The 20,720-nt window shown below is 62.5% G+C and carries 20 protein-coding genes; 9 read left to right on the forward strand and 11 right to left on the reverse strand.

Annotated features, from left to right (window positions below):
* Nucleotides 1–2: 2 nt before the first annotated feature.
* Nucleotides 3–398, forward strand: a complete 396-nt coding sequence (locus AC4NN3_RS04400) for a DUF983 domain-containing protein (protein ID WP_491925890.1) — start codon at nucleotides 3–5, stop codon at nucleotides 396–398.
* Nucleotides 399–643: 245 nt separating this feature from the next.
* A complete protein-coding gene (rpmG, locus tag AC4NN3_RS04405; RefSeq protein WP_193336018.1) occupies nucleotides 644–811 on the forward strand; it encodes a 50S ribosomal protein L33 in 168 nt (55 codons plus the stop codon).
* A gap of 412 nt (nucleotides 812–1,223) precedes the next feature.
* Here rpmG and AC4NN3_RS04410 read toward each other — a convergent pair whose 3' ends face one another.
* Both AC4NN3_RS04410 and AC4NN3_RS04415 read right to left on the reverse strand, forming a co-directional pair.
* The gene (locus tag AC4NN3_RS04410) at nucleotides 1,224–2,594 is read right to left on the reverse strand and encodes a PleD family two-component system response regulator (protein WP_491925891.1); all 1,371 of its coding nucleotides are present in this window, start codon (nucleotides 2,592–2,594) and stop codon (nucleotides 1,224–1,226) included.
* A gap of 88 nt (nucleotides 2,595–2,682) precedes the next feature.
* Nucleotides 2,683–3,054 (reverse strand): response regulator, encoded by a 372-nt coding sequence (locus AC4NN3_RS04415; protein ID WP_108459298.1) that lies wholly within the window; start codon nucleotides 3,052–3,054, stop codon nucleotides 2,683–2,685.
* 99 nt (nucleotides 3,055–3,153) lie between these two features.
* Between AC4NN3_RS04415 and AC4NN3_RS04420 the strand changes: the two genes are divergently transcribed.
* The 7 genes from AC4NN3_RS04420 (at nucleotide 3,154) to AC4NN3_RS04450 (ending at nucleotide 8,801) form a co-directional block, all read left to right on the forward strand.
* Nucleotides 3,154–3,435 carry a DUF3572 family protein gene (locus AC4NN3_RS04420; RefSeq protein ID WP_491925892.1) on the forward strand — a complete coding sequence of 94 codons (282 nt, stop codon included), beginning with the start codon at nucleotides 3,154–3,156 and terminating at the stop codon, nucleotides 3,433–3,435.
* Between the two features lie 42 nt (nucleotides 3,436–3,477).
* The gene (locus AC4NN3_RS04425) at nucleotides 3,478–4,758 is read left to right on the forward strand and encodes a DNA polymerase IV (RefSeq protein ID WP_491926459.1); all 1,281 of its coding nucleotides are present in this window, start codon (nucleotides 3,478–3,480) and stop codon (nucleotides 4,756–4,758) included.
* A complete protein-coding gene (locus tag AC4NN3_RS04430) occupies nucleotides 4,755–5,213 on the forward strand; it encodes a RidA family protein (protein ID WP_193336023.1) in 459 nt (152 codons plus the stop codon). Before AC4NN3_RS04425 ends, AC4NN3_RS04430 begins: the two co-directional genes overlap by 4 nt.
* A gap of 62 nt (nucleotides 5,214–5,275) precedes the next feature.
* Entirely contained in the window at nucleotides 5,276–6,037 is a 762-nt protein-coding gene (locus AC4NN3_RS04435; protein ID WP_491925893.1) for a glycerophosphodiester phosphodiesterase family protein, read from the forward strand.
* Nucleotides 6,027–7,202, forward strand: coding sequence for a GNAT family N-acetyltransferase (locus AC4NN3_RS04440; protein WP_491925894.1), 1,176 nt, complete (start codon nucleotides 6,027–6,029; stop codon nucleotides 7,200–7,202). Before AC4NN3_RS04435 ends, AC4NN3_RS04440 begins: the two co-directional genes overlap by 11 nt.
* A 54-nt stretch (nucleotides 7,203–7,256) precedes the next feature.
* The gene (locus AC4NN3_RS04445; protein ID WP_491925895.1) at nucleotides 7,257–8,381 is read left to right on the forward strand and encodes a hypothetical protein; all 1,125 of its coding nucleotides are present in this window, start codon (nucleotides 7,257–7,259) and stop codon (nucleotides 8,379–8,381) included.
* Between the two features lie 3 nt (nucleotides 8,382–8,384).
* Entirely contained in the window at nucleotides 8,385–8,801 is a 417-nt protein-coding gene (locus AC4NN3_RS04450) for an HIT domain-containing protein (protein WP_491925896.1), read from the forward strand.
* 20 nt (nucleotides 8,802–8,821) lie between these two features.
* Here the strand turns inward: AC4NN3_RS04450 and AC4NN3_RS04455 are convergent, their stop codons facing one another.
* The 9 genes from AC4NN3_RS04455 to nuoL form a co-directional block, all read right to left on the reverse strand.
* Nucleotides 8,822–9,508, reverse strand: a complete 687-nt coding sequence (locus AC4NN3_RS04455; protein ID WP_193336028.1) for an ABC transporter ATP-binding protein — start codon at nucleotides 9,506–9,508, stop codon at nucleotides 8,822–8,824.
* On the reverse strand, nucleotides 9,501–10,862 hold the full coding sequence (locus AC4NN3_RS04460; RefSeq protein ID WP_491926460.1) for an ABC transporter permease: 1,362 nt from the start codon (nucleotides 10,860–10,862) through the stop codon (nucleotides 9,501–9,503). Before AC4NN3_RS04460 ends, AC4NN3_RS04455 begins: the two co-directional genes overlap by 8 nt.
* Before the next feature lie 5 nt (nucleotides 10,863–10,867).
* Complete coding sequence (proS, locus tag AC4NN3_RS04465) at nucleotides 10,868–12,217, reverse strand: proline--tRNA ligase (RefSeq protein ID WP_491925897.1); 1,350 nt, start codon at nucleotides 12,215–12,217, stop codon at nucleotides 10,868–10,870.
* A gap of 395 nt (nucleotides 12,218–12,612) precedes the next feature.
* The gene (locus tag AC4NN3_RS04470; RefSeq protein WP_491925898.1) at nucleotides 12,613–12,870 is read right to left on the reverse strand and encodes a DUF1467 family protein; all 258 of its coding nucleotides are present in this window, start codon (nucleotides 12,868–12,870) and stop codon (nucleotides 12,613–12,615) included.
* Nucleotides 12,871–12,992: 122 nt separating this feature from the next.
* The gene (locus AC4NN3_RS04475; protein WP_491925899.1) at nucleotides 12,993–14,666 is read right to left on the reverse strand and encodes a ribonuclease J; all 1,674 of its coding nucleotides are present in this window, start codon (nucleotides 14,664–14,666) and stop codon (nucleotides 12,993–12,995) included.
* A 71-nt stretch (nucleotides 14,667–14,737) separates the two neighbouring features.
* Nucleotides 14,738–15,568: a biotin--[acetyl-CoA-carboxylase] ligase gene (locus tag AC4NN3_RS04480; RefSeq protein WP_491925900.1), complete on the reverse strand. Its 831-nt coding sequence runs from the start codon at nucleotides 15,566–15,568 to the stop codon at nucleotides 14,738–14,740.
* Nucleotides 15,569–17,014: an NADH-quinone oxidoreductase subunit NuoN gene (nuoN, locus tag AC4NN3_RS04485; protein WP_491925901.1), complete on the reverse strand. Its 1,446-nt coding sequence runs from the start codon at nucleotides 17,012–17,014 to the stop codon at nucleotides 15,569–15,571. It lies immediately after the preceding gene.
* 9 nt (nucleotides 17,015–17,023) lie between these two features.
* On the reverse strand, nucleotides 17,024–18,595 hold the full coding sequence (locus AC4NN3_RS04490) for an NADH-quinone oxidoreductase subunit M (protein WP_491925902.1): 1,572 nt from the start codon (nucleotides 18,593–18,595) through the stop codon (nucleotides 17,024–17,026).
* Nucleotides 18,595–20,709: an NADH-quinone oxidoreductase subunit L gene (nuoL, locus tag AC4NN3_RS04495; RefSeq protein ID WP_491925903.1), complete on the reverse strand. Its 2,115-nt coding sequence runs from the start codon at nucleotides 20,707–20,709 to the stop codon at nucleotides 18,595–18,597. Before nuoL ends, AC4NN3_RS04490 begins: the two co-directional genes overlap by 1 nt.
* Nucleotides 20,710–20,720: the final 11 nt, after the last annotated feature.

Consider the following 20,720-nt stretch of genomic DNA (forward strand, 5'->3'; position numbering starts at 1 on the left):
TGATGCAAGGCAAGGCAAAGGCAATCGACCAGCGCGATGTTGGCCAGGCAATGTGGCGCGGCACGCTGTGCAAATGCCCGCATTGCGGTCAGGGCAAGATGTATCGCGCCTATCTCAAGGTGGCGGAGCATTGCGACAGCTGCGGCGAGCAGTTGGACCTGCACCGCGCCGATGACTTCCCGCCCTATATCGCCATCACCATTGTCGGGCACATCCTGATCCTGGCCATGCTGCACATGGAGATGGTCTGGCACGTCAACCCGCTGGTCTATCTCTACACCATGGTGCCCCTGGCGGTGATCCTGCCCATGGCCATGCTGCCCTCCATCAAGGGTGCCATTGTCGGCCTGCAGTGGGCCAATGGCATGTATGGCTTCGGCACCGGCCAGCGTGACTGAAAGCTGTACTTGGGTACCAGCCGATGCGATTCAGGTCAGGCCGAGACGAAAACGCCGTTTTTTGAGCATCGGAGCGGAGCGTACCTGAGTACGTGAGCACCGAAGCGCAGAAATACAGGGTTTGCAGGCCGACCTCACCTGAATGGCGAAGGCTGGCTTGACAATCTGCGGTAAATCCGTAGGTTGCGGCCAAATTCCGGCGCCGGGGAATCCGCGGCGCCATTTGCTTTGTGAAGGACTACAACATGGCCAAAGCTGCTTCCGTCAAGATCAAGCTCGTGTCGACAGCTGATACTGGCTTTTTCTACGTCACCAAAAAGAACGCCCGCACCCAGACCGAGAAGCTCTCGTACAACAAGTACGATCCCGTAGTGCGCAAGCATGTCGAGTTCAAGGAAGCCAAGATCAAGTAATCTGGCGCCTGTTCGACGTCCCCAAAAGCCCCGCATCATCGATGCGGGGCTTTTTGCTGTCGGTCGTTTGTCACCAATGCGCCAAAGCGTGACGCTCTAGGTTAGCAGTCTGCTAACCAGTTCGGGGCAAAGGGGACCAGAGATCGAATGAGGAGTGGCTGGTCCGGAGCGGCATGTCGAAGAGGCCACTCTGTCCGCGTCCGGACCAACCGCCCTACGGGGCTCAGGAGTTGCGGCGGACCTGAGACGAGCCGTAGGGAACCATCGGCTGCATCTCGTCTAGAGCGCCGGCCGGTGTTGAGGGCAACCTATCCTGCAGCCGTAGAAACACAAGGCAAACCAGGCCTTTGCGGCTGGCAACCTTTTGTTAATTATAACAAATAACCCTAACATCGACAATTGCACTGACATTTCAGGCGGCGTCGAACACCACCCTGTTGCGGCCTTCGCGCTTGGCGCGATAGAGCGCCACGTCGGCCCGCTTGATCAGCGACTCGGGCGTGTCTGTTAGGCTTTCGTTCAACGTGACGCCAGCCGATACCGTCACCGAAAGCGGTCGCGGCGCGCCAACGTCAAAGCCGCGATCCGAGATGGACTGCCGTACCCGCTCGGCCACGGCCTCGGCCTGGCGATAATCGGTGTCCGGCATCAACACGACGAATTCCTCGCCGCCGAATCGGCAAGCTAGATCAATGCCTCGGATGTTTCGCTTCAAGCGGGCTGCGAACTCGCGGATGACCGCGTCGCCGATATCGTGCCCGTGACCGTCATTGACCGCCTTGAAGTGATCGATGTCGAGAATCATCAGCGCCATGTCGCGCTTGAGCGCCTGCGCCTTGCCCAGCATGACCCCGAGATGGCGGTCAAAATAGCGCCGGTTATAGAGGCCCGTCATGTCATCGGTCACGGCCAGGGCCATGGTATTGTTGACGCTTTGCCGCAGTTCCATGGCGTAGCGATGCCGCAGGATCTGGGTGCGGACGCGGGCCGCCAGCTCGTTGCGCTCGACCGGGCGGGAGATGAAGTCATTCACCCCCAGATCGAGCGCCCGCACCACCTTGGGTTTGTCGGCATCCTCGGCCATCAGGATGATGGGCAGGTTGCGCGTATGCTCGAGCGTGCGCATCTGCGAGCAGACCCGCAGCGGGTCAAACTCGTTGAGCGCCATCGAGACCAGCGCCAATTCATATTGTTTGCCAGTGACCTGGAACACCGCGTCGGCCGGGGTGAGCAAGATATCCACGTCATGCTCGGGCGTGATATAACTCTTGATGCGCTCGGCATGGCGGGCATCCGTGTCGATGATCAGCACCGAACCGCCGGCCGTGCTGATGGTATCCATGGCCCGCAGCGCATCTTCGATGGCGATCTGCTGGCCGGTCATGGCCCGCGCGCGCAGCTCGTCGGTCAGCGATTTCAGCCGCACCAGGCTTTTGACACGCGCCATCAGCTGCACGTCATCGACCGGCTTGGTCAGGAAGTCGTCGGCGCCCACCTCAAGCCCGCGAACCCGGTCGGAAGTCTGGTCGAGCGCGGTCACCATCAGCACGGGCACGTGCTGGGTCTTGGGATTTTTCTTCAGCCGCTCGCAGACTTCAAAGCCGTCCATATCCGGCATCATGACGTCGAGCAGCACGATATCGATGTCCTGGCTTTCGCAGATGGCCAGGGCCTGCGGCCCGGAGGACGCGGTCACGACATCGTAATATTCAGCACTCAGTCGCGCTTCGAGCAGGCGGACATTGGTGGGGATATCATCGACGATCAGTACGCGTGCGGTCACTATCGGCCCCGAAAAACCAGTTCGCCTGCCGGGGATATCCGGCATCAGGCGGGCCGATCAGGCAGCAGGCGGCAGCGCGCTGCTACGATCAGGCAGGGCCAATGTAGCGGGCAATAGTTTCCAGAAAGTGAGGCACGGAGATGGGCTTGCTGATGTAGCCCTCGCAGCCGCCCTGCAGGATACGCTCCTCGTCGCCCTTCATGGCAAAGGCCGTGACGGCGATAACGGGAATATGGGCGAGCTCGTCGTCGTCCTTGAGCCATTTGGTCACCACGAGCCCGGAAACCTCGGGCAGCTGGATATCCATCAGGATCAGGTCGGGATGATGGGCGCGGGCAAGATCGAGCGCCTCCATCCCGTTGCGGGTCTGGATGACGGCATAGCCGCGCGATTCGAGCAGGTCGTTGAAGAGCTTCATATTGAGCTCATTGTCTTCAACGATCATCACTGTCTTGGGCATTGATCCTTCCTCGCGCCGCTAAGGCGCTGGCAGCACTTCGCTTTGCTGCCCGTTTCAGCTAGCATCAAAACGCTTACAAATCATCAAAAGAGCCCAGCCTTGCCCCGCCCCGATCCCGCAACCGCAGCCCTGGCCAGCTATGCCGACATCTGCCTGGGCTATCTCGCGGAGAACCCCGAAGAATTGCTGGCCTTCATGCAGCATGCCGGCCTTGATCCGGCCGCCCTGCGGGGCGCCGTTGGTACGTCTGCTCTGCAGCGCGGCCTTGTCGACTATGTTGCCTCAAACGAACCGATTCTGCTCGCGCTCTGTGCGAATGCGAACATAGCGCCCGAGGCCTTCATGCGGGTGTTCCACGAGATCAACCGGACGGAGTATTGATTGGCGCATGACTGGCTGTGCCGGGATTGTCTGCAATATGGTATGGCGGCCGGCATTCCCGAGCGCTGCCCAGCCTGCGGCTCGCCGCGCCTGCGCAGCCATGCAGAACTCTTCGCCCTCACCACGGCCCATGTCGATTGCGACGCTTTCTATGCCTCGGTGGAGAAGCGCGATGACCCTAGCCTGCGCGACAAGCCGCTGATCATCGGCGGCGGGGTGCGCGGCGTGGTGTCGACCTGCTGCTACATTGCCCGCCAGTCTGGCGTCCGCTCGGCCATGCCCATGTTCAAAGCGCGCGACCTCTGTCCCGATGCGGTGATCATCAAGCCGAACATGGCCAAATATGTCGAGGTCAGCCGGCAAATCCGCGCCAGGATGGACGCCCTGACGCCGCTGGTCGAACCGATTTCCATCGACGAAGCCTTTCTCGATCTGGCTGGCACGCAGATCCTGCACAAGGCGCCGCCCGCCGTGGTGCTGGCCCGCTTTGCCCGCGCCGTCGAGCGCGAGATCGGCGTCTCGATCTCGGTCGGGCTCAGCCACAACAAGTTCCTCGCCAAGGTCGCCTCCGACCTCGACAAGCCGCGCGGCTTTGCCGTCATCGGCGCTGCCGAGACTTTGGAATTCCTGGCGCCCCGGCCGATCAGCCTGATCTATGGCGTCGGCAAGGTGCTGGCCGAAACGCTGCGCAAGGATGGTCTGCTCACCATCGGCCAGCTGCAGAACGAATCGCCGGAGCGGCTGATGCGCCGCTATGGCGAGACCGGCGCCCGCCTCGCCCGGCTGGCCCGCGGCGAGGACAGCCGGCGCATCACCACACAGGGCGAGATGAAAACCGTCTCGTCGGAAACCACTTTCAACAGCGACATTGCCAGCCTCGACGAGCTCTCCACCGAACTGCTCAAGGTCACCGAGCGCCTCTCTGAGCGGCTAAAGGCCAAGAATATTGTGGGTGACACGGTGACACTCAAGCTGAAATCGGCCGGTTTCCGCTTGCGCACCCGTGCCCGGCACTTGATGATCCCGACCCAATTGGCCAATGTCATTTATGAAACCGGCCTGTCACTGCTCGGCCCCGAGGCCGATGGCACCGCATTCCGGCTGATTGGAATCGGCGTTTCAGGTATCGACACCGCCAGCGGCAGTGATCCGGCAGACCTGCTGGAACCGGCCGTGGCCCGCAAGGCCGCGGCGGAACGCGCCATGGATCGCGTGCGCACCCGCTTCGGCCGGGAAGCGGTGATCCGCGGCAAGCTCTACAAACACCCGCCGGCGCCGCCGGCCGGGCCCGACGACGACCAAAGCGAAGGCAAGACCACATGACCAGCCCGATCGAAAAGCTCCGCGAGTTTGGCTACGAACTCCCCGCCCCCAAGGCGCCTGTCGCCAGCTATGTGCCCGTCAATCGCAGCGGCAACCTGCTCTATGTCTCAGGCCAGATTTCGTCCAACGACCAGGGCGTGGTCACCGGTCTGCTGGGCGACAATATGAATGTCGTGCAGGGCGGCAATGCCGCCGAACTGGCCGCGCTCAACGTGCTGTCGCACATCGTGCATACGGCGGGCGTGCCGCTCGAGGAGATCAAGCGGATCGTCAAGATCACGGTCCTCGTCGCCTCCACGCCCGACTTCACCGAGCAGCATCTGGTGGCCAATGGCTGCTCGAACATGCTGGTGGCCATTCTGGGCGATAAGGGCAAGCATGCCCGCGCCGCCTTTGGCGTGGCCTCCCTGCCCTTCGGCGCTGCCGTCGAGATCGAGGCCATCGTCGAGATCTGACCGTTACATCGCCGTCACAGTCCGGTGTCACTGGAGACGCTCACGCCACGACGAGATCCAGCATGACCCAAACCCTGTTCCCCCGACCGATCGCGCACCGCGGCCTGCATGACAAGGCCGCGGGCGTCATTGAAAACAGCGCCGCCGCCTTCGAGGCCGCCATTGCCGGCAATTTCGCCATTGAATGCGATGTGCAACTGACCGCCGACGGCGTCCCGGTGGTGTTCCACGACGACAGCATGGAGCGGCTGGTCGGCCTGGCCGGCGCCGTTGCCGATGCCGGCAGCGCCCAGCTCACCGCCACACCCCTGCTTGGCAGCAGTGGCGGCGAATGTCCGCAGACCTTTGCCGCCTTCCTTGCCCAGATCTCCGGTCGCACCCTGCTGCAGATCGAGCTCAAGCAGCAGCGCGATGCCAGTGCCACCCAGACCCTGGCCCGCACGGTGGCGGAAGGCCTTGCCCGCTATACTGGCCCCGTCACCGTGGAATCCTTCGATCCAACCCTGCTGACCGCCATCCGTGCGCATGGCTTTGCCGGCCCACGTGGCATCATCACCTATGGTTATGACAAGCCGGAATGGAACGGCAAGCTGACCGCGGCCCAGCGCTTTGTCCTGCGCCACCTGCTGCACTGGCCGCAGACGCAGTTCGATTTCATCTCCTGCCACGACGCGGCGCTCACCCTGCCGGCGATCAAGTTCTGGCGAGCCCTCGGAAAGCCCGTGACGGCCTGGACAATTCGGTCCAGTGTTGCAGCCGAGGCTGTCCGGCCCCATATGGATCAGATCGTCTTCGAAGGTTTCAATCCCGACAGTGCCCGATAGCGGTTATACGGCGACCATTCATCCCACGACCGCCAGCATTCCGGCGGCGGTGTGGAACAACCTTGCCCCCTCGACCGCCGGCCGGGTCGACAACCCGTTCCTTGATCACGCCTTTTTCCTGGCACTCGAGGAATCGGGTTGTGCCACGGCCCGCACGGGCTGGCAGCCGCAGCATATCCTGCTCAGCGACGCCCAGGAGCAGCCCGTCGGGCTGATGCCGCTGTTTCTAAAATCCCATTCCATGGGCGAATATGTCTTTGACCATGGCTGGGCCGATGCGCTGGAACGCGCCGGCGGCAGCTATTATCCCAAACTGCAGTGTTCGGTGCCGTTTACCCCGGCGACCGCGCCCAAACTGCTGGTGCCCTCGGGCAATCCCCTGGTCCGCTCGGCCCTGCTGTCCACGACCCGCCAGCTGGCGAGCCAGCGCGATGCTTCGTCGGTGCATGCCACCTTCGTGCCGGAGGCCGAAGCCCATGAGATCGAGGCCGAGGGCTGGCTCAAGCGCGTCGATACCCAGTTCCACTGGCACAATGAGGGCTATGCCAGCTTCGACGATTTCCTCGAGACCCTGTCGTCGCGCAAGCGCAAGATGATCCGGCGCGAGCGTCGCGACGCGCTCAGCGACGGGTTGACCGTCAAGTGGCTGTCAGGCGCCGACCTCAAGGAGCATCACTGGGATGCCTTCTATGATTTCTACGAGGATACCGGCGCCCGCAAATGGGGGCGGCCCTATCTCAACCGGGAATTCTTCTCGCGGCTCAACCAGTCCATGGCCGATGCCATCGTGCTGATGCTGGCCTATGACGGCGACACGCCGATTGCCGGGGCTATCAACTTCGTCGGCCAGGATCGCATCTTCGGCCGCAACTGGGGCTGCACGCGCGACGTGCCGTTCCTGCATTTCGAGCTGTGCTACTACCAGGCCATAGACTACGCCATTGCGCACAAGCTGGCCGTGGTGGAAGCCGGCGCCCAGGGTGAACACAAGCTGGCGCGCGGTTACGCCCCCTCGACGACTTATTCGGTGCACTGGCTGGCCCATCCCGGGCTGCGGGCGGCCGTTGCCGACTATCTCGAGCAGGAGCGCCGCTCGGTGGAGCACAATCAGGACGTGCTTGACCAGTTCACGCCATTTCGCAAGGGCGAGCGCACCGATCGCTAGGGTGGTGGCAATCTCTGCTTTCCCCGATGGCCCCTGGGCCCTATGTAGGTAACCATGATCTGGGACATTTTCGTATTCGCGCTGCAGGCCGCTCTGGCATTTGTAGTCTCAACCGCCTTGTTCGACGTGCTGCACTGGACTCTGCACCAGTGGGAGACCTCATCCAGTCCCCTGCTGCGGCGCCTGTCGTCCTGGCACTGGGTGCATCACAAGTTCCTCGGCCGCGACATGCAGGTAAACCCGGCCTATGCTCGGGCCAATATCTGGTTTCATATCCTGCCGGAATATCTGACGGCCATGGCCGGCACGGCGGCATTCCTGCTGGTCTTTCCCTGGCAACCCATTGCCCTGGTTGCCGTGCTGCGCACTTTCATGCTCGGCGCGACGCTGCGCGAGGAAGGGCTCGACTACAACCACATGTCGATGGAGCGGGTCGGCGGCCAGCAGGGCCTGCTCTGGGTGGACAACAATTACCACGCCATGCACCACGTCTATCCGCACAACTTCTTTTCCTCCTTCACCAATGTGTTTGACCTGATCGCCGGCACGTCCTGCCAGATCAGGGGCCGCAAATTCCTGATCACCGGCGCCAGCGGCGCCCTGGGCTCGGCCATGGTGGCGCGGTTGCGGGGCTTGGGCGGCATTGTCGAGACGGCCAAATCCGGGGTGGACTTTGCCGCCGGCGACTACACGGCCATGCGCGCCAAGCTCGAAGCCGCCGATGTGCTGATCCTGGCGCACGGCGCCAAGACCGAGGATTGCTGGAACGCCAATTTCGTCACCTTCCGCGATCTCACGACGCTGTTCACCGAGCTCGGTGCCAGTCGCCTCGCGCCACCGGAAGTGTGGGCCGTTGGCTCTGAGGTGGAGTTCCATGGCGACATGGGCATGGATGAGCTCAAGGCCTATTCGGCCTCCAAGCGCGCCTTCGCGGTCAAGGCTCTCGAGTTCTACAGTTCCGATGCGCTCATCTACCGGCACATCGTCCCCTCCTCCTTCACATCCGCGATGGGCAAGGGCGCCATGAGCGCGGACACGGCCGCAGCAATCGCCCTGTTCTTCATCCGCCGGGGCTTCCGCTACGTGCCGGTTACCTCTACCGGCCTGGCGGTACTGAATTTTTTCCGCTTCCGTTTCTTCCAGAAGGGCCAGCCGGATCTCACCCAGCCGGCGGAGTGAACCATGACCTATGACCCCTCCAATATCTTTGCCAAAATCCTCGCCGGCGAGATCCCGGCCCACAAGGTGTTCGAGGACGACAGCGCCCTCGTCATGATGGATATTTTCCCGCAGTCGCGCGGCCATGCCCTGGTCATCCCCAAGGCGGCGTCGCGCAACCTGCTCGATGCCGACCCGGCGGTGCTGTCAGCGGTAATGCCGCTGGTGCAGCGGGTTGCAAGGGCGGCCAAAGCGGCCACCGGGGCTGACGGCGTCCGGTTGGCGCAATTCAACGAGGCGCCGGCCGGGCAGACGGTGTTCCACCTGCACTTCCACGTCATTCCGGTATTCGACGGCGTCGCGCTGGGTTCCCATGGCGGCGGCCAGGCGGACAAGGCCGAACTGGCCGCCCTCGCCCAGGCGATTGCCGCCGCACTCTAACGCCGGGGCCGTCCCATCCCCTAGAGCGTGTGGGCGACGACCAGACCGCCCTTGAGCGTGACGATGCGATCGGCGCGCCGCGCCAGGTCGTGGTTATGGGTGGCGATCAGAGCCGCCGCGCCTTCATTCTTGATCAGGTCGGCCAGCGCGCCGAAGACGATGTCGCTGGTCTCGGGATCGAGATTGCCCGTGGGCTCGTCCGCCAGGATGACCTTGGGATGGTTGGCCGCGGCCCGGGCAATGGCCACGCGCTGCTGCTCGCCGCCCGACAGTTCGGCCGGCCGATGGCTGGCGCGGGCGCCGATCCCCAGCAGGTCGAGCAGTTCCATCGACCGTTTGTCGGCTTCCGCCTGCGACTTGCCCGCGATCAGCTGCGGCATTGAGACATTTTCGAGCGCGGTGAACTCGGGCAGCAGATGGTGGAACTGGTAGACATAACCGACCGTCGACCGGCGCAGCTGCGTGCGGCCGCGGTCTCCGAGATGGCTGGTCTTGATCCCCATCAGCTCGACCTCGCCGCCCTGCGGGCTCTCCAGCAGGCCTGAGAGGTGCAGCAGCGTCGATTTGCCCGCGCCGGAGGGTGCCACCAGGGCCACAAGCTCACCGCTGTTGACGGTAAGGTTGGCGGCCTCCAGCACGTGCACGATCTTGTCGCCCTGGCCGTAATGGCGATGGACGTCGGTCAGAACCAGGTGTGGCTTACTCATAACGCAGGGCCTCCACCGGATCATATTGCGCAGCACGCCAGGCCGGATACAGCGTCGCGAGAAAACTCAGGCCGAGCGAGAGGCAGACCACCACGGTCACCTCCAGCGGATCGGTCTTGGAGGGCAGCGAGGACAGCAGGAATACCTCGGGCGGGAAGATCGCCACGCCCAGCGTGTTGGAGATGAAGGCCCGCAGGGTTTCGGCATTGGCCGCCACCACCAGGCCCAGGATCACCCCCGACACCGTACCGATGACGCCAATGGTCGTCCCGGTGATCGAGAAAATCCGCATGATGGCGCCCCGCGTGGCCCCCATGGTGCGCAGCACCGCGATGTCGGAGCTCTTGTCCTTCACCAGCATGATGAGGCTTGAGATGATGTTGAAGGCCGCCACGAGGATGATCATCGAGAGGATGGTGAACATCACCACCCGCTCCACCTGCAGCGCCGAAAAGAAGGTCTCGTTGCGCTGCTGCCAGTCGGTCAGCACCAGCGGCCGTGTCGCCGTGTCGGTCTGCAGCCGTTGCCGCATCACCGTGACATCATCGGGATCGTGAATGAAGATCTCGGCGGCCGACACCCGGTTGATGCGCTCATAGGCGGCGTCGATCTCGGCATCGCTGGCCAGGGGGTCCAGCGGCCCCATGCCGGGCTTGAGGACTTCCTCAAATTGCTTGAAATAGGTCTGGGCCGCTTCAAGCGGCATGTACATGAAGAAGCTGTCGAACTCGACCATGCCCAGGTCAAAGATCACGTCGACCGGATAGGAGCGGATCTGGGGCGTCGAGCCAAATGGCGTCATGGCCCCATCGGGATTGATGATCTGCACCTGGTCGCCCAGCGAAACGCCCAGCGTCTGCGCCAGCCGGTAGCCGATCGCCACGCCCTTGGAACTGTCCCACTGGTCCCAGCCGCCTTGTGTGGCCGCATTGTAGAGAAGGTCGAGCTTGGCGATGTTTTCCGCGTCCATGCCGCGCACGGTCACGCCGGTCGAATTGCCCCGCCCCGAGGCCAGCACCTGGCCCTCGACGAAATAGACAGCGAAGTCCACGCCCTCGATCTGCTGCAAGGCAGCGATGGTTTCCTTGTAGTCGGTGAATTCACGCTCGATCGGATAGGCCGTGAAATGGCCGTTGAGGCCCAGGATTTTGGTCAGCAGTTCGGCCCGGAAGCCGTTCATCACCGACATGACGACGATCAGCGTGGCGACGCCGATGGCGACGCCCACCATGGTCAGGCTGGCGATCACCGAAATGAACGCCTCCTTGCGCCGGGCCCGCAGATAGCGACCGGCAATGAGCCACTCAAAGCGCGAAAAGGCGCGCGTGCCCTTGTTCAGTGCAGCCGGCGCCAGATCGGTCAAATGTCGTTCTTTCTCTGTGGTTCGATCAGACCCTTGAGCCGGGCCACGGCCGCAGCGATTGGCAGGGTCTCGCGCTCGCCGGACTTGCGATGCTTGATCTCGGCTTCGCCGGCCTTGAGCCCGCGCGGTCCGATGATGATCTGATAGGGAATGCCGATCAGATCGGCCGTGGTGAACTTGGCGCCGGCGCCCTGGTCACGGTCGTCATAGAGCATATCGAGGCCCGCTGCATTGAGCTCGGCATAGAGTGCATCGCAGGCAGCATCGCATTCGGCATCGCCGGCCTTGAGATTGATCAGCACCGCCTCGAAAGGCGCCACCGAGACCGGCCAGACAATGCCGTTCTCGTCGTGGAAGGCCTCGATCAGGGCCGGCACCAGGCGGGACGGCCCAATGCCATAAGAACCCATATGCACGGTGATTTCCTTGCCCTCTGGGCCGGTGACGCTGGCTTTCATCGGCTCGGAATACTTGGTGCCGAAGTAGAAAATATGGCCTACCTCGATGCCGCGTGCGGAAACCCGGTGTTCCTCCGGAACGGCGGCTTCAAACTCGGCCATGTCCACCATGTCTTCGGTGGCGGCATAGCGCGACGTCCAGTCCGCAAAGATCGGGTTGAGATCGCCGCGGAAATCGGTGTCGGGGCCGGGAATCGGCTTGTCGAGCAGGCGCTGGTCGCAGAACACGGCGCTTTCGCCGGTTTCGGCCAGCACGATCCATTCATGGCTGAGGTCGCCGCCGATCGGGCCGGTATCGGCACGCATCGGAATCGCCGTCAGGCCCATGCGGGCATAGGTGCGCAGATAGGCAACGAACATGCGCTCATAGGCCTTGACCGCGTCTTCCTTGGTCAGGTCGAAGGAATAGGCGTCCTTCATCAGGAATTCCCTGGAGCGCATGGTGCCGAAGCGCGGCCGCACCTCGTCGCGGAACTTCCACTGGATGTGGTAAAGGTTGAGCGGCAGATCCTTGTAGGATTTGACATAGGTCCGGAAGATGTCGGTGATCATCTCCTCATTGGTCGGGCCATAGAGAAAATCGCGCTCGTGCCGGTCCTGGATGCGCAGCATTTCCTTGCCATAGGCGTCGTAACGGCCGCTTTCGCGCCACAGGTCGGCCGACTGGATGGTGGGCATCAGCAATTGCACCGCGCCGGAGCGGTCCTGCTCCTCCTCGATGATCTTCTGCACCTTCATCAGCACCTTGTAACCCAAGGGCAGCCAGGAATAGAGGCCCGAGGCCTGCTGGCGGATCATGCCGGCCCGAAGCATCAGCCGATGCGAGACGATTTCGGCGTCCTTGGGGACGTCACGCAGCACCGGCAAGAAGTAGCGAGACAGGCGCATGGTAACTCCCGAAAAATCAGTCGACTCGTGGCTTTTGTTGATGCCCACTCAAATCCTACTCGTCCATCCGATGCAAGCATGGAAGGCATGCAGAATCTGCGTGACAGACCGTTGAACCCTTGTTAGGGTCGCAAGCAATAAAGCACAGGTGGTTACAAACCGCCGGACGTCGACAACGTCAAGGGAGGAGCGTTGGCTGCGCGCTTAAGTAGCGCACCTAAGACCAGCGTATTGTCGAACAAACTTATTCAGCGGGGCCTTGTGCCCCGCTTTTTTCTGTCTGCAACGCCGTACTGCACAAAACGCAGCCGGAAGCTGACCCAGAGGAATCTGGCGGGTCGCTGTGTTCAGAATATGATGAGCTCGGATTGAGCTGGAAAGACCGGCAGGCGGGCCTAGCGGTTCCAGTAGTGGTGCAGCGTCTGGTTGGACATGGCCCAGAGCAGCAGCAGGGTCAGCAAAATGGCCAGAGCCGTCGCCATCAGCGCCTTGCGCAATAGCCGCGGCGCCACCGGGGCACCCGGATCACTGCCGGCGACCACGGGCGCACCCGCCTCGTGGACACTCTGGTTGCCGATCGGCAGCACGGCGACGAAGCTGATCCACCACAGCACGAAAAACACGGCGATGAGTGAACCGACCTGCATAGTCATTACCCGTTCAGACTGGTGACCAAATGGCGACGAAATCGTGGCGCCAGTCTTATCGCATCGCAGCGGAGGAAGGAAGTTGCGACAGTGTCGCGGCCCGTTTCCGAGCCGCGACACCGGCGGAATCAGACGCGGTGGACAAACACCGAGACGTTGGGCTTGCGGCCCCAATAGGCGTTGACCTCGTTGCGAATGCCCTTGAACAGCGCAGAATTGAGCACTTCGGTATCGCTGCGGCGCTTGGGCGGCATCGACTTGAGCACGCCGGCAATGGTGTCCTGCACCAGCTCGGTCAGCGATTCATCCTCGGTCTCGGGCAGGCCATCGATCACCAGATCGGGGCCCGATACCACCTGCCCGCCAGCATTGACGCAGAGGCTTACCACCACATGGCCGCCAAACGAGAGCCGACGACGACCCTTGATGCCCGACTCGTCCGGGGTGCAAAGTACCAGCCCGTCTAGATAAAGTTCGCCAGTACGCACTTCGCCGGGGAACATCTGGCTGTCGGGGAACAGGCGCACCATGTCGCCATTGCGCGCCTCATGCACCGTCGGGATGCCGCATTCGCGGCCCAGCTTGGCATGCGCCTTGAGGTGCACGGCCTCGCCATGCACCGGGATCAGCACGGTTGGCTTGACCCATTCATAGAGCTGGCGGATTTCGCCGCGACGGGGATGGCCGGTCACATGCACCAGACCGTCATTGGCGGTGATCACCTCGACGCCCTGGTCGATCAGCTGGTTCTGGATGTCGATGACTTCGCGCTCATTGCCCGGAATTGCCCAGGACGAGAAGATCATGCGATCGCCTGCTGCGAGGGCAATCACCGGATGATCGCCGCGCGCAATGCGCGCAATCGCCGCCCGGGCCTCGCCCTGGCTGCCGGTGCAGATCAACACGATCTTGTTGCGCGGGATCGAGCGGTACGCGTCCTGGTCGAGCAGCGGCGGCAGGCCTTCGAGCATGCCCAGTTCGCGGGCAATGCCCATGATCCGATGCAGCGAGCGGCCCGACATCACCACCTGGCGACCGGCCTTTTCGGCGGCCCGGACGATGGAAATCACCCGGCCGACATTGGAGGCAAAGGTCGTCACGGCGACGCGATTGGGGGCCTCGGCGATCATCGCGGCCAGATTACCCGCAACCTCTGCCTCGCTGGGGCTTTCGCCATCCTTGAGCGCGTTGGTCGAATCGCAGATCAACGCGAGCGGGGTGGAGGTGTCCTCGCCGATCTTCTTGAGCCGCGCCACATCGGTAGGCGCATTGCCGACCGGGGTCGGATCGAGCTTCCAGTCGCCGGTATGCAGCACGCGGCCGATGGGCGTGGTGATCAGCAGGGCGTTGGATTCGGGGATCGAGTGGGCGACATTGATCGCTTCGATGGTGAACGGGCCCAGATTGAAGGGCTTACCCGGTACCATGATGGTCAGGTCGACATTTTCGACAATGCCGTCGCCGGCGCGCTTGGCGGCCAGCATGGCGCCGGTGAAGCGGGTGGCAAAGACCGGCTTTTCAAAGCCTGGCCACAGGTCGAGCACGGCGCCATAGTGGTCTTCGTGGCTGTGGGTCAGGATCAGGCCCAGCACGTCGTCGGCGCGTTCCTCGAGAAATTCGGGATTGGCCATGATCAGTTCGATCCCCGGCAGGTCAGGCCCGCCAAAGGTCACGCCGCAATCCACCACGATCCATTTGCGCGACTTTTCCGGGCCGAAGCCGTACGCGCCCATATTCATGCCGATCTCGCCAACGCCGCCAAGCGCCACAAAGACGAGTTCATCCCTTTGGGTTTTAGCCATGGGTCAGTTCAGTCCTTTCGAACGCAACGCCGGAGCGAACTTTGGTCGCCGGTCGCCTGCGTAATTAATGGTCAGCTTCGGGCGCTGGCCGTTGCCCCAAAATGCACGTCACCCGCGGTAATCGCGATGCGACGATCATCCTCGACGCGGACGATCAGTCGCCCGACGTCGTCGATAGATTCAAATATGCCTCGCAGCACCGCGCCGTCCTGATTGACCGCCACGGGCGCTCCGATACCGGCGGCCGAGGCACGCCATTGCGTGAGAACCTCGGCAATGCCGCTTCCGTCATTCCATAGGCCGAAGGTTTCGGTCCAGGCGTCACTCAGCGCAGCAAATACATCGTCAGCACCACGCGGCACGCCAAGTTCCTGCAAACTTGTGGCTGGATACGGCAAACCCTGCGGCGCAGCAACAACATTGACGCCGATGCCGATGGCAACGGCCTGGCGGCCGTCCGGCAATTTATGCGCTTCAAGCAGGATGCCCGCCAACTTGGCCCCGTCTGCCAATACGTCATTGGGCCATTTCAGCGCGATGCGGGACTGCCCATCGCGGGAATCCCCGCCATCAAGGCCGATTCGAACCAAGCCGCTGGGCAAAATGACAGCCAGGGCGCGGCTCAGCGAAACGCCGGCCACGAAGCCCAGTGTTGCCGATAATGTGGGGTCACAGTCCGGCACAATCAACAGCGTGGCCGCGAGATTGCCATGGGGGCTTTCCCAGCTCCGGCCGCGGCGTCCCCTGCCCGCGGTCTGCTGACGCGCAGCAAACCAGATGCCGCCCGGATCACCGGCCGCTGCGGCCTCCAGAGCCTCGGCATTGGTCGAGCCGATCGTGTCGTAGCCGCGCAGCCGATATCCGGCCGCGCGTGCCTTGGGCCCGAGCGAAAAATCGTTCACCTAGAACAGGCTTCCGGCCGCAATGTGGGCAAGACTGGCCAGTGGCGCGCCAATGGTGAAGTAGTAGCTCGCCACCAGCACGGCGCTGAGGCCCATGATGAGGTTGAGTTCGACTGGCACCGCTTCAAACTCGTTCACCGGCTCATCAAAATACATCACCTTGACGATGCGCAGATAATAGAAGGCGCTGACTGCCGAAGCGAGTACGCCGATCACCGCCAGCACATAGAGCCGGGCGTCGATGGCGGCCAGGAACACGTGCCATTTGGCAAAGAAGCCGGCCAGTGGCGGCATGCCGATCAGCGAGAACATGCTGATCGCCATCACTGCGGCCACGAAGGGCCGCTTCTGTGCGGCACCGGCCATGTCGCCAATGGTCTCGACATAGCCCGAACTGGTGCGCAGCGAAAGGACGCAGGCGAACAGGCCGACGGTCATGATGACGTAGATCGCCATATAGATTGCCACGCCTTCCACACCCACCTGGGTGCCGGATGACAGGCCGACCAGGGCAAAACCGACATGGCCGATCGATGAGTAGGCGATCAGGCGCTTGATCGATTTCTGGCCGATGGCTGCGAAGGCCGCCAGGACCATGGAGGCAATCGACAGGAACACCACGATCTGCTGCCAGTCGGCGGTGATGCCCTGGAAGGTATCAATCACCAGGCGAACCATCAGCGTCATTGCCGCTACTTTGGGTGCCGTGGCGAAGAAGGCCGTCACGGGCGTCGGCGCGCCCTCGTAGACGTCAGGCGTCCACATGTGGAATGGCACCGCAGAGATCTTGAAGGCGACACCGGCCAGCAGGAATACCAGACCGAAGATCAGGCCAATGGACCGGCCCTCGTCAGCGATGGCGAGCACGATTTCCTGCAGGTTGGTATGGCCGGTAAAGCCATAGATCAGGGACGCGCCGTAGAGCAGCATGCCCGAGGACAGGGCACCGAGGACGAAGTACTTGAGGCCCGCTTCGGTCGCCCGGCTGTCATCGCGCTTGATCGCGGCCAGCACGTAAAGCGACAGCGACTGCAGCTCAAGCCCCACATAAAGGCTCATCAGGTCGTTGGCTGACACCATCATCATCATGCCCAGCGTCGCCAGCAGAACGAGGACGGCATATTCGAACTTGTGCGTGCCGTTCTCTTCGGCACGCGGCAGGGCCAGCAGCAGCGAGAACGCCGACCCGCCCAGCACGAGCACCTTCATGTAGCGGGCAAAGCTGTCGGCGATGAACACGCCGTTGAACAGCACGCCGTCCACAGGCGCAAACATCACCAGCGCGCCAACGGCGAGCAGCAACAGCACGGCGCCATAGGACACCAGCAGCGAACGCTCCTTGTTGATGGTCACGCCCACCAGCAGCAGCACCACGGCGCCAATGGCCAGCAGCATTTCAGGATATGCGGGAGCCAGGCTCGCGAAATCGGTAACGTCTGAGTTCACGGGACTCTCCTAGTGAGCAGCAGGCTCGGCCGCGGGCGCTTCGGCGCCCACAACCGGTTCGGCATAAACAAGCGGCGCAGGTGCGTCGGCCAGCGATACGGCCGGATCCAGCCCAACCGCGATCGCGTAATGCGACACCAGATTGTCGACGGCGGCGGCGGTCGTGTCGAGGATCGGCGCGGGGTAGAAGCCGAAGACAATGGTCAGCACGATCAGCGGGTAGAGCATGACCTTTTCACGCAGATCGAGATCGAGCATGCCCTTGAGGCTCTCCTTGGTCAGCCCGCCAAAGATCACCCGGCGATAGAGCCAGAGGGCGTAGCAGGCCGAGAAGATCACGCCGAAGGCGGCACCGAAAGCCACCCAGGTATTGACCTGGAACACGCCCATCATGGTGAGGAACTCGCCGACGAAGCCCGACGTACCCGGCAGGCCAACATTGGCCATGGTGAAAACCATGAAGGCAAAGGCATAGCGCGGCATGCGCTCGACCAAGCCGCCATAGGCAGCAATTTCGCGGGTATGCATGCGGTCGTAGATCACGCCGACGCAGAGGAACAGCGCGCCGGACACGATGCCGTGCGAGATCATCTGGAACATGGCGCCCTGGATGCCCAGGGCATTGCCGGCAAAGATGCCCATGGTGACAAAGCCCATATGGGCCACCGACGAATAGGCGATCAACTTCTTCATGTCGGTCTGCACCAGGGCGACCAGCGAGGTCACGATGATGGCCGCCACGGACAGGAAGAAGATGACATTGGCAAACTGTGCCGAGGCATCGGGGAACATGGGCAGGCTGAAGCGCAGGAAGCCGTAGCCGCCCAGCTTGAGCAGAATGGCGGCCAGGATCACCGAGCCAGCGGTCGGCGCCTGCACGTGCGCCTCGGGCAGCCAGCGATGGAAGGGCCACATCGGCATCTTGACGGCCAGCGAGGCGAAGAACGCCCACCACAGCCAGGGCTGCCAGGACAGCGGGAAATCATGGGTCAGCAGACGGGTAATGTCGGTGGTGCCGGCATTCCAGTACATGGCCATGATGGCCAGCAGCATCAGCACAGAGCCGGTGAAGGTGTAAAAGAAGAACTTGTAGCTGGCCTGGATGCGGGCCGTGCCGCCCCAGATGCCGATGATCAGGAACATCGGCAGCAGCGTGCCTTCAAAGAACACGTAGAACATGGCCAGATCGAGCGTGGTGAAGACGCCGATCATCAGGGTTTCCAGGATCAGGAAGATGACCATGTATTCCTTGACGCGCGACTCGACGGGCCAGCTCGCCAGGATAGAGAACGGCATCAGCAGGGCGGTCAGTACCACAAACAGCACCGAAATGCCGTCGACGCCGACGCGATAACCGATGGTGTCGCCGATCCAGGCGTAGTTCACCACGAACTGGAAGCCGGCATTGGACGGGTCGAAGGCCGACCACATCACCAGGGACAGCACCAGCACGACAACCGTGATGGCAAAGGTTACCCAGCGGATGGCTTCAAGCGCCGCCTTAGGCATGAACAGGATCAGCGCGGCACCGATCATCGGCAACCAGGTGAGGACTGAGAGGATGGTATTGTCGAAGGTCATCAGATCAGTCCCCCGGCCAGAATGGCCCAGGTCAATAGAGCCGCAATGCCGATCAGCATGGCGAACGCATAGTGGTAAAGGTAGCCCGACTGGAGCTTGGTGACCCAGCCGGTCACATTCTGCACCCGGCGGCCAAGACCTTCGGTGATCTTGTCGTCGATGAGCCAGTCATCAAAGCCCTTCCAGAAGGCTCGTCCGACCCACAGGGCCGGCCTGACGAAGATGAGATCGTACAGCTCGTCGAAATACCACTTGTTGAGCAGGAACTTGTACAGGCCCGGATTGGTCGCCGCCAGACGCCCCGGCATTTCCGGGCGGCGGATATACATCATATAGGCGGTCGCAGCGCCGAGCAGCATGGCCACGGTAGCGCTCCACTTCACCCAGAGCGGCACATGATGAGCCGCCTCGATGATCTCATGGTCAACGACCAGGGCCCCGGCGAAGAAGTGCTCGATATGGGCGACGTCGTGGAAGAACATCGAGTAGAACACTGCGCCTGCCAGAACCGCACCGGCAGCCAGCACATAGAGCGGGATCAGCATGACGTTAGGCGCTTCATGGGCATGGTCATAGGCCGAGCCGTGATGCGCATGGTCGTCGTGCGCATGATCGTGCCCGAGATCGTCGCTCAGGGGTTCGTCATGGCTCTCCAGCGCGGCGTGGGCAGGATCAGGATGCGGGCCTTCGCCGGCATGCTGCGCGTCGCGCGGCGAGCCATGGAAGGTCAGATGGATCAGGCGCCACGAGTAGAAGCTCGTGAACAGCGCCGCAATGACCAGCATCCAGAAGGCAAACATGCCCGTATTGCCGCCGACCGCATAAGCCGCCTCGATGATGGAATCCTTGGAGAAGAAGCCGGCAAAGCCCAGCCACTCGCTGCCGGGAATGCCGACGCCGGTCAGCGCCAGCGTGCCGATCAGCATCATGGCATAGGTCACCGGGATCTTCTTGCGCAGGCCGCCCATATTGCGCATGTCCTGCTCGTGATGCATGGCGTGGATCACCGCACCGGCGCCCAGGAACAGCAGTGCCTTGAAGAAGGCATGCGTGAAGAGGTGGAAGACACCCGCCGAATAGGCCCCTGCCCCCAGCGCCACGAACATGTAGCCCAGCTGCGAACAGGTCGAATAGGCGATGACGCGCTTGATGTCATTCTGCACGAGGCCAACCGTGGCCGCGAAGAATGCAGTGATGGCACCGATCACCAGGACGAAGGTCATGGCAGCCGGCGAGGTCTCGAACAGCGGCGACAGGCGGGCCACCATGAAGACGCCGGCAGTCACCATCGTGGCCGCATGGATCAGCGCCGACACGGGCGTCGGGCCTTCCATGGCATCGGGCAGCCAGGTGTGCAGCAGGAACTGCGCCGACTTGCCCATGGCACCCATGAACAGCAGCAGGCAGACCACAGTCATGGCATCGAGCTGGAAGCCCAGGAAGTTCATCACTGGCAGGCCGGTGGTGGCCAAGCCCTCGGCGGCATGGAAGGCACCGTCGAAATCAATGTGACCGAGCACCATGAAGGCGCCGAAAATACCCAGGGCGAAGCCGAAATCGCCGACACGGTTGACCACGAAGGCCTTCATCGCCGCGGCCGTCGCCGATGGCTTGGTGTACCAGAAGCCGATCAGCAGATAGGACGCCAGACCCACGCCTTCCCAACCGAAGAACATCTGCAGGAAGTTGTCGGCGGTCACCAGCATCAGCATGGCGAAGGTGAAAAGCGACAGATAGGCAAAGAAGCGGCTGCGATGCGGGTCTTCGGCCATGTAGCCGATCGAATAGACGTGCACGAGGGCCGAAACGGTATTGACCACGACCAGCATGATGGCGGTCAGCGTGTCGACGCGCAGCACCCAGCGCAGGTCCATGTCGCCAACCTGGATCCAGCGCATCAGCTCGATCTTGATAACGGCGGTATGGCCGTCGACGGCGGCGCCCATGAGACCGTCACCAAAGGCGACGGGCAGGAAGACCACCCAACTCAGGATAGCGGCAATGATGAGCAGACCGGTGGTGATGAACTCACTGGTCCGGTGCCCGATGGTGCGCCCCAGCAGACCGGCAATGAGCGCGCCGATGAGGGGCAGGAAAACAATCGCTTGAATCATAGCGGAGGTTC

The sequence above is a fragment of the Devosia sp. MDV22-iso42 genome (genome assembly GCF_058629155.1).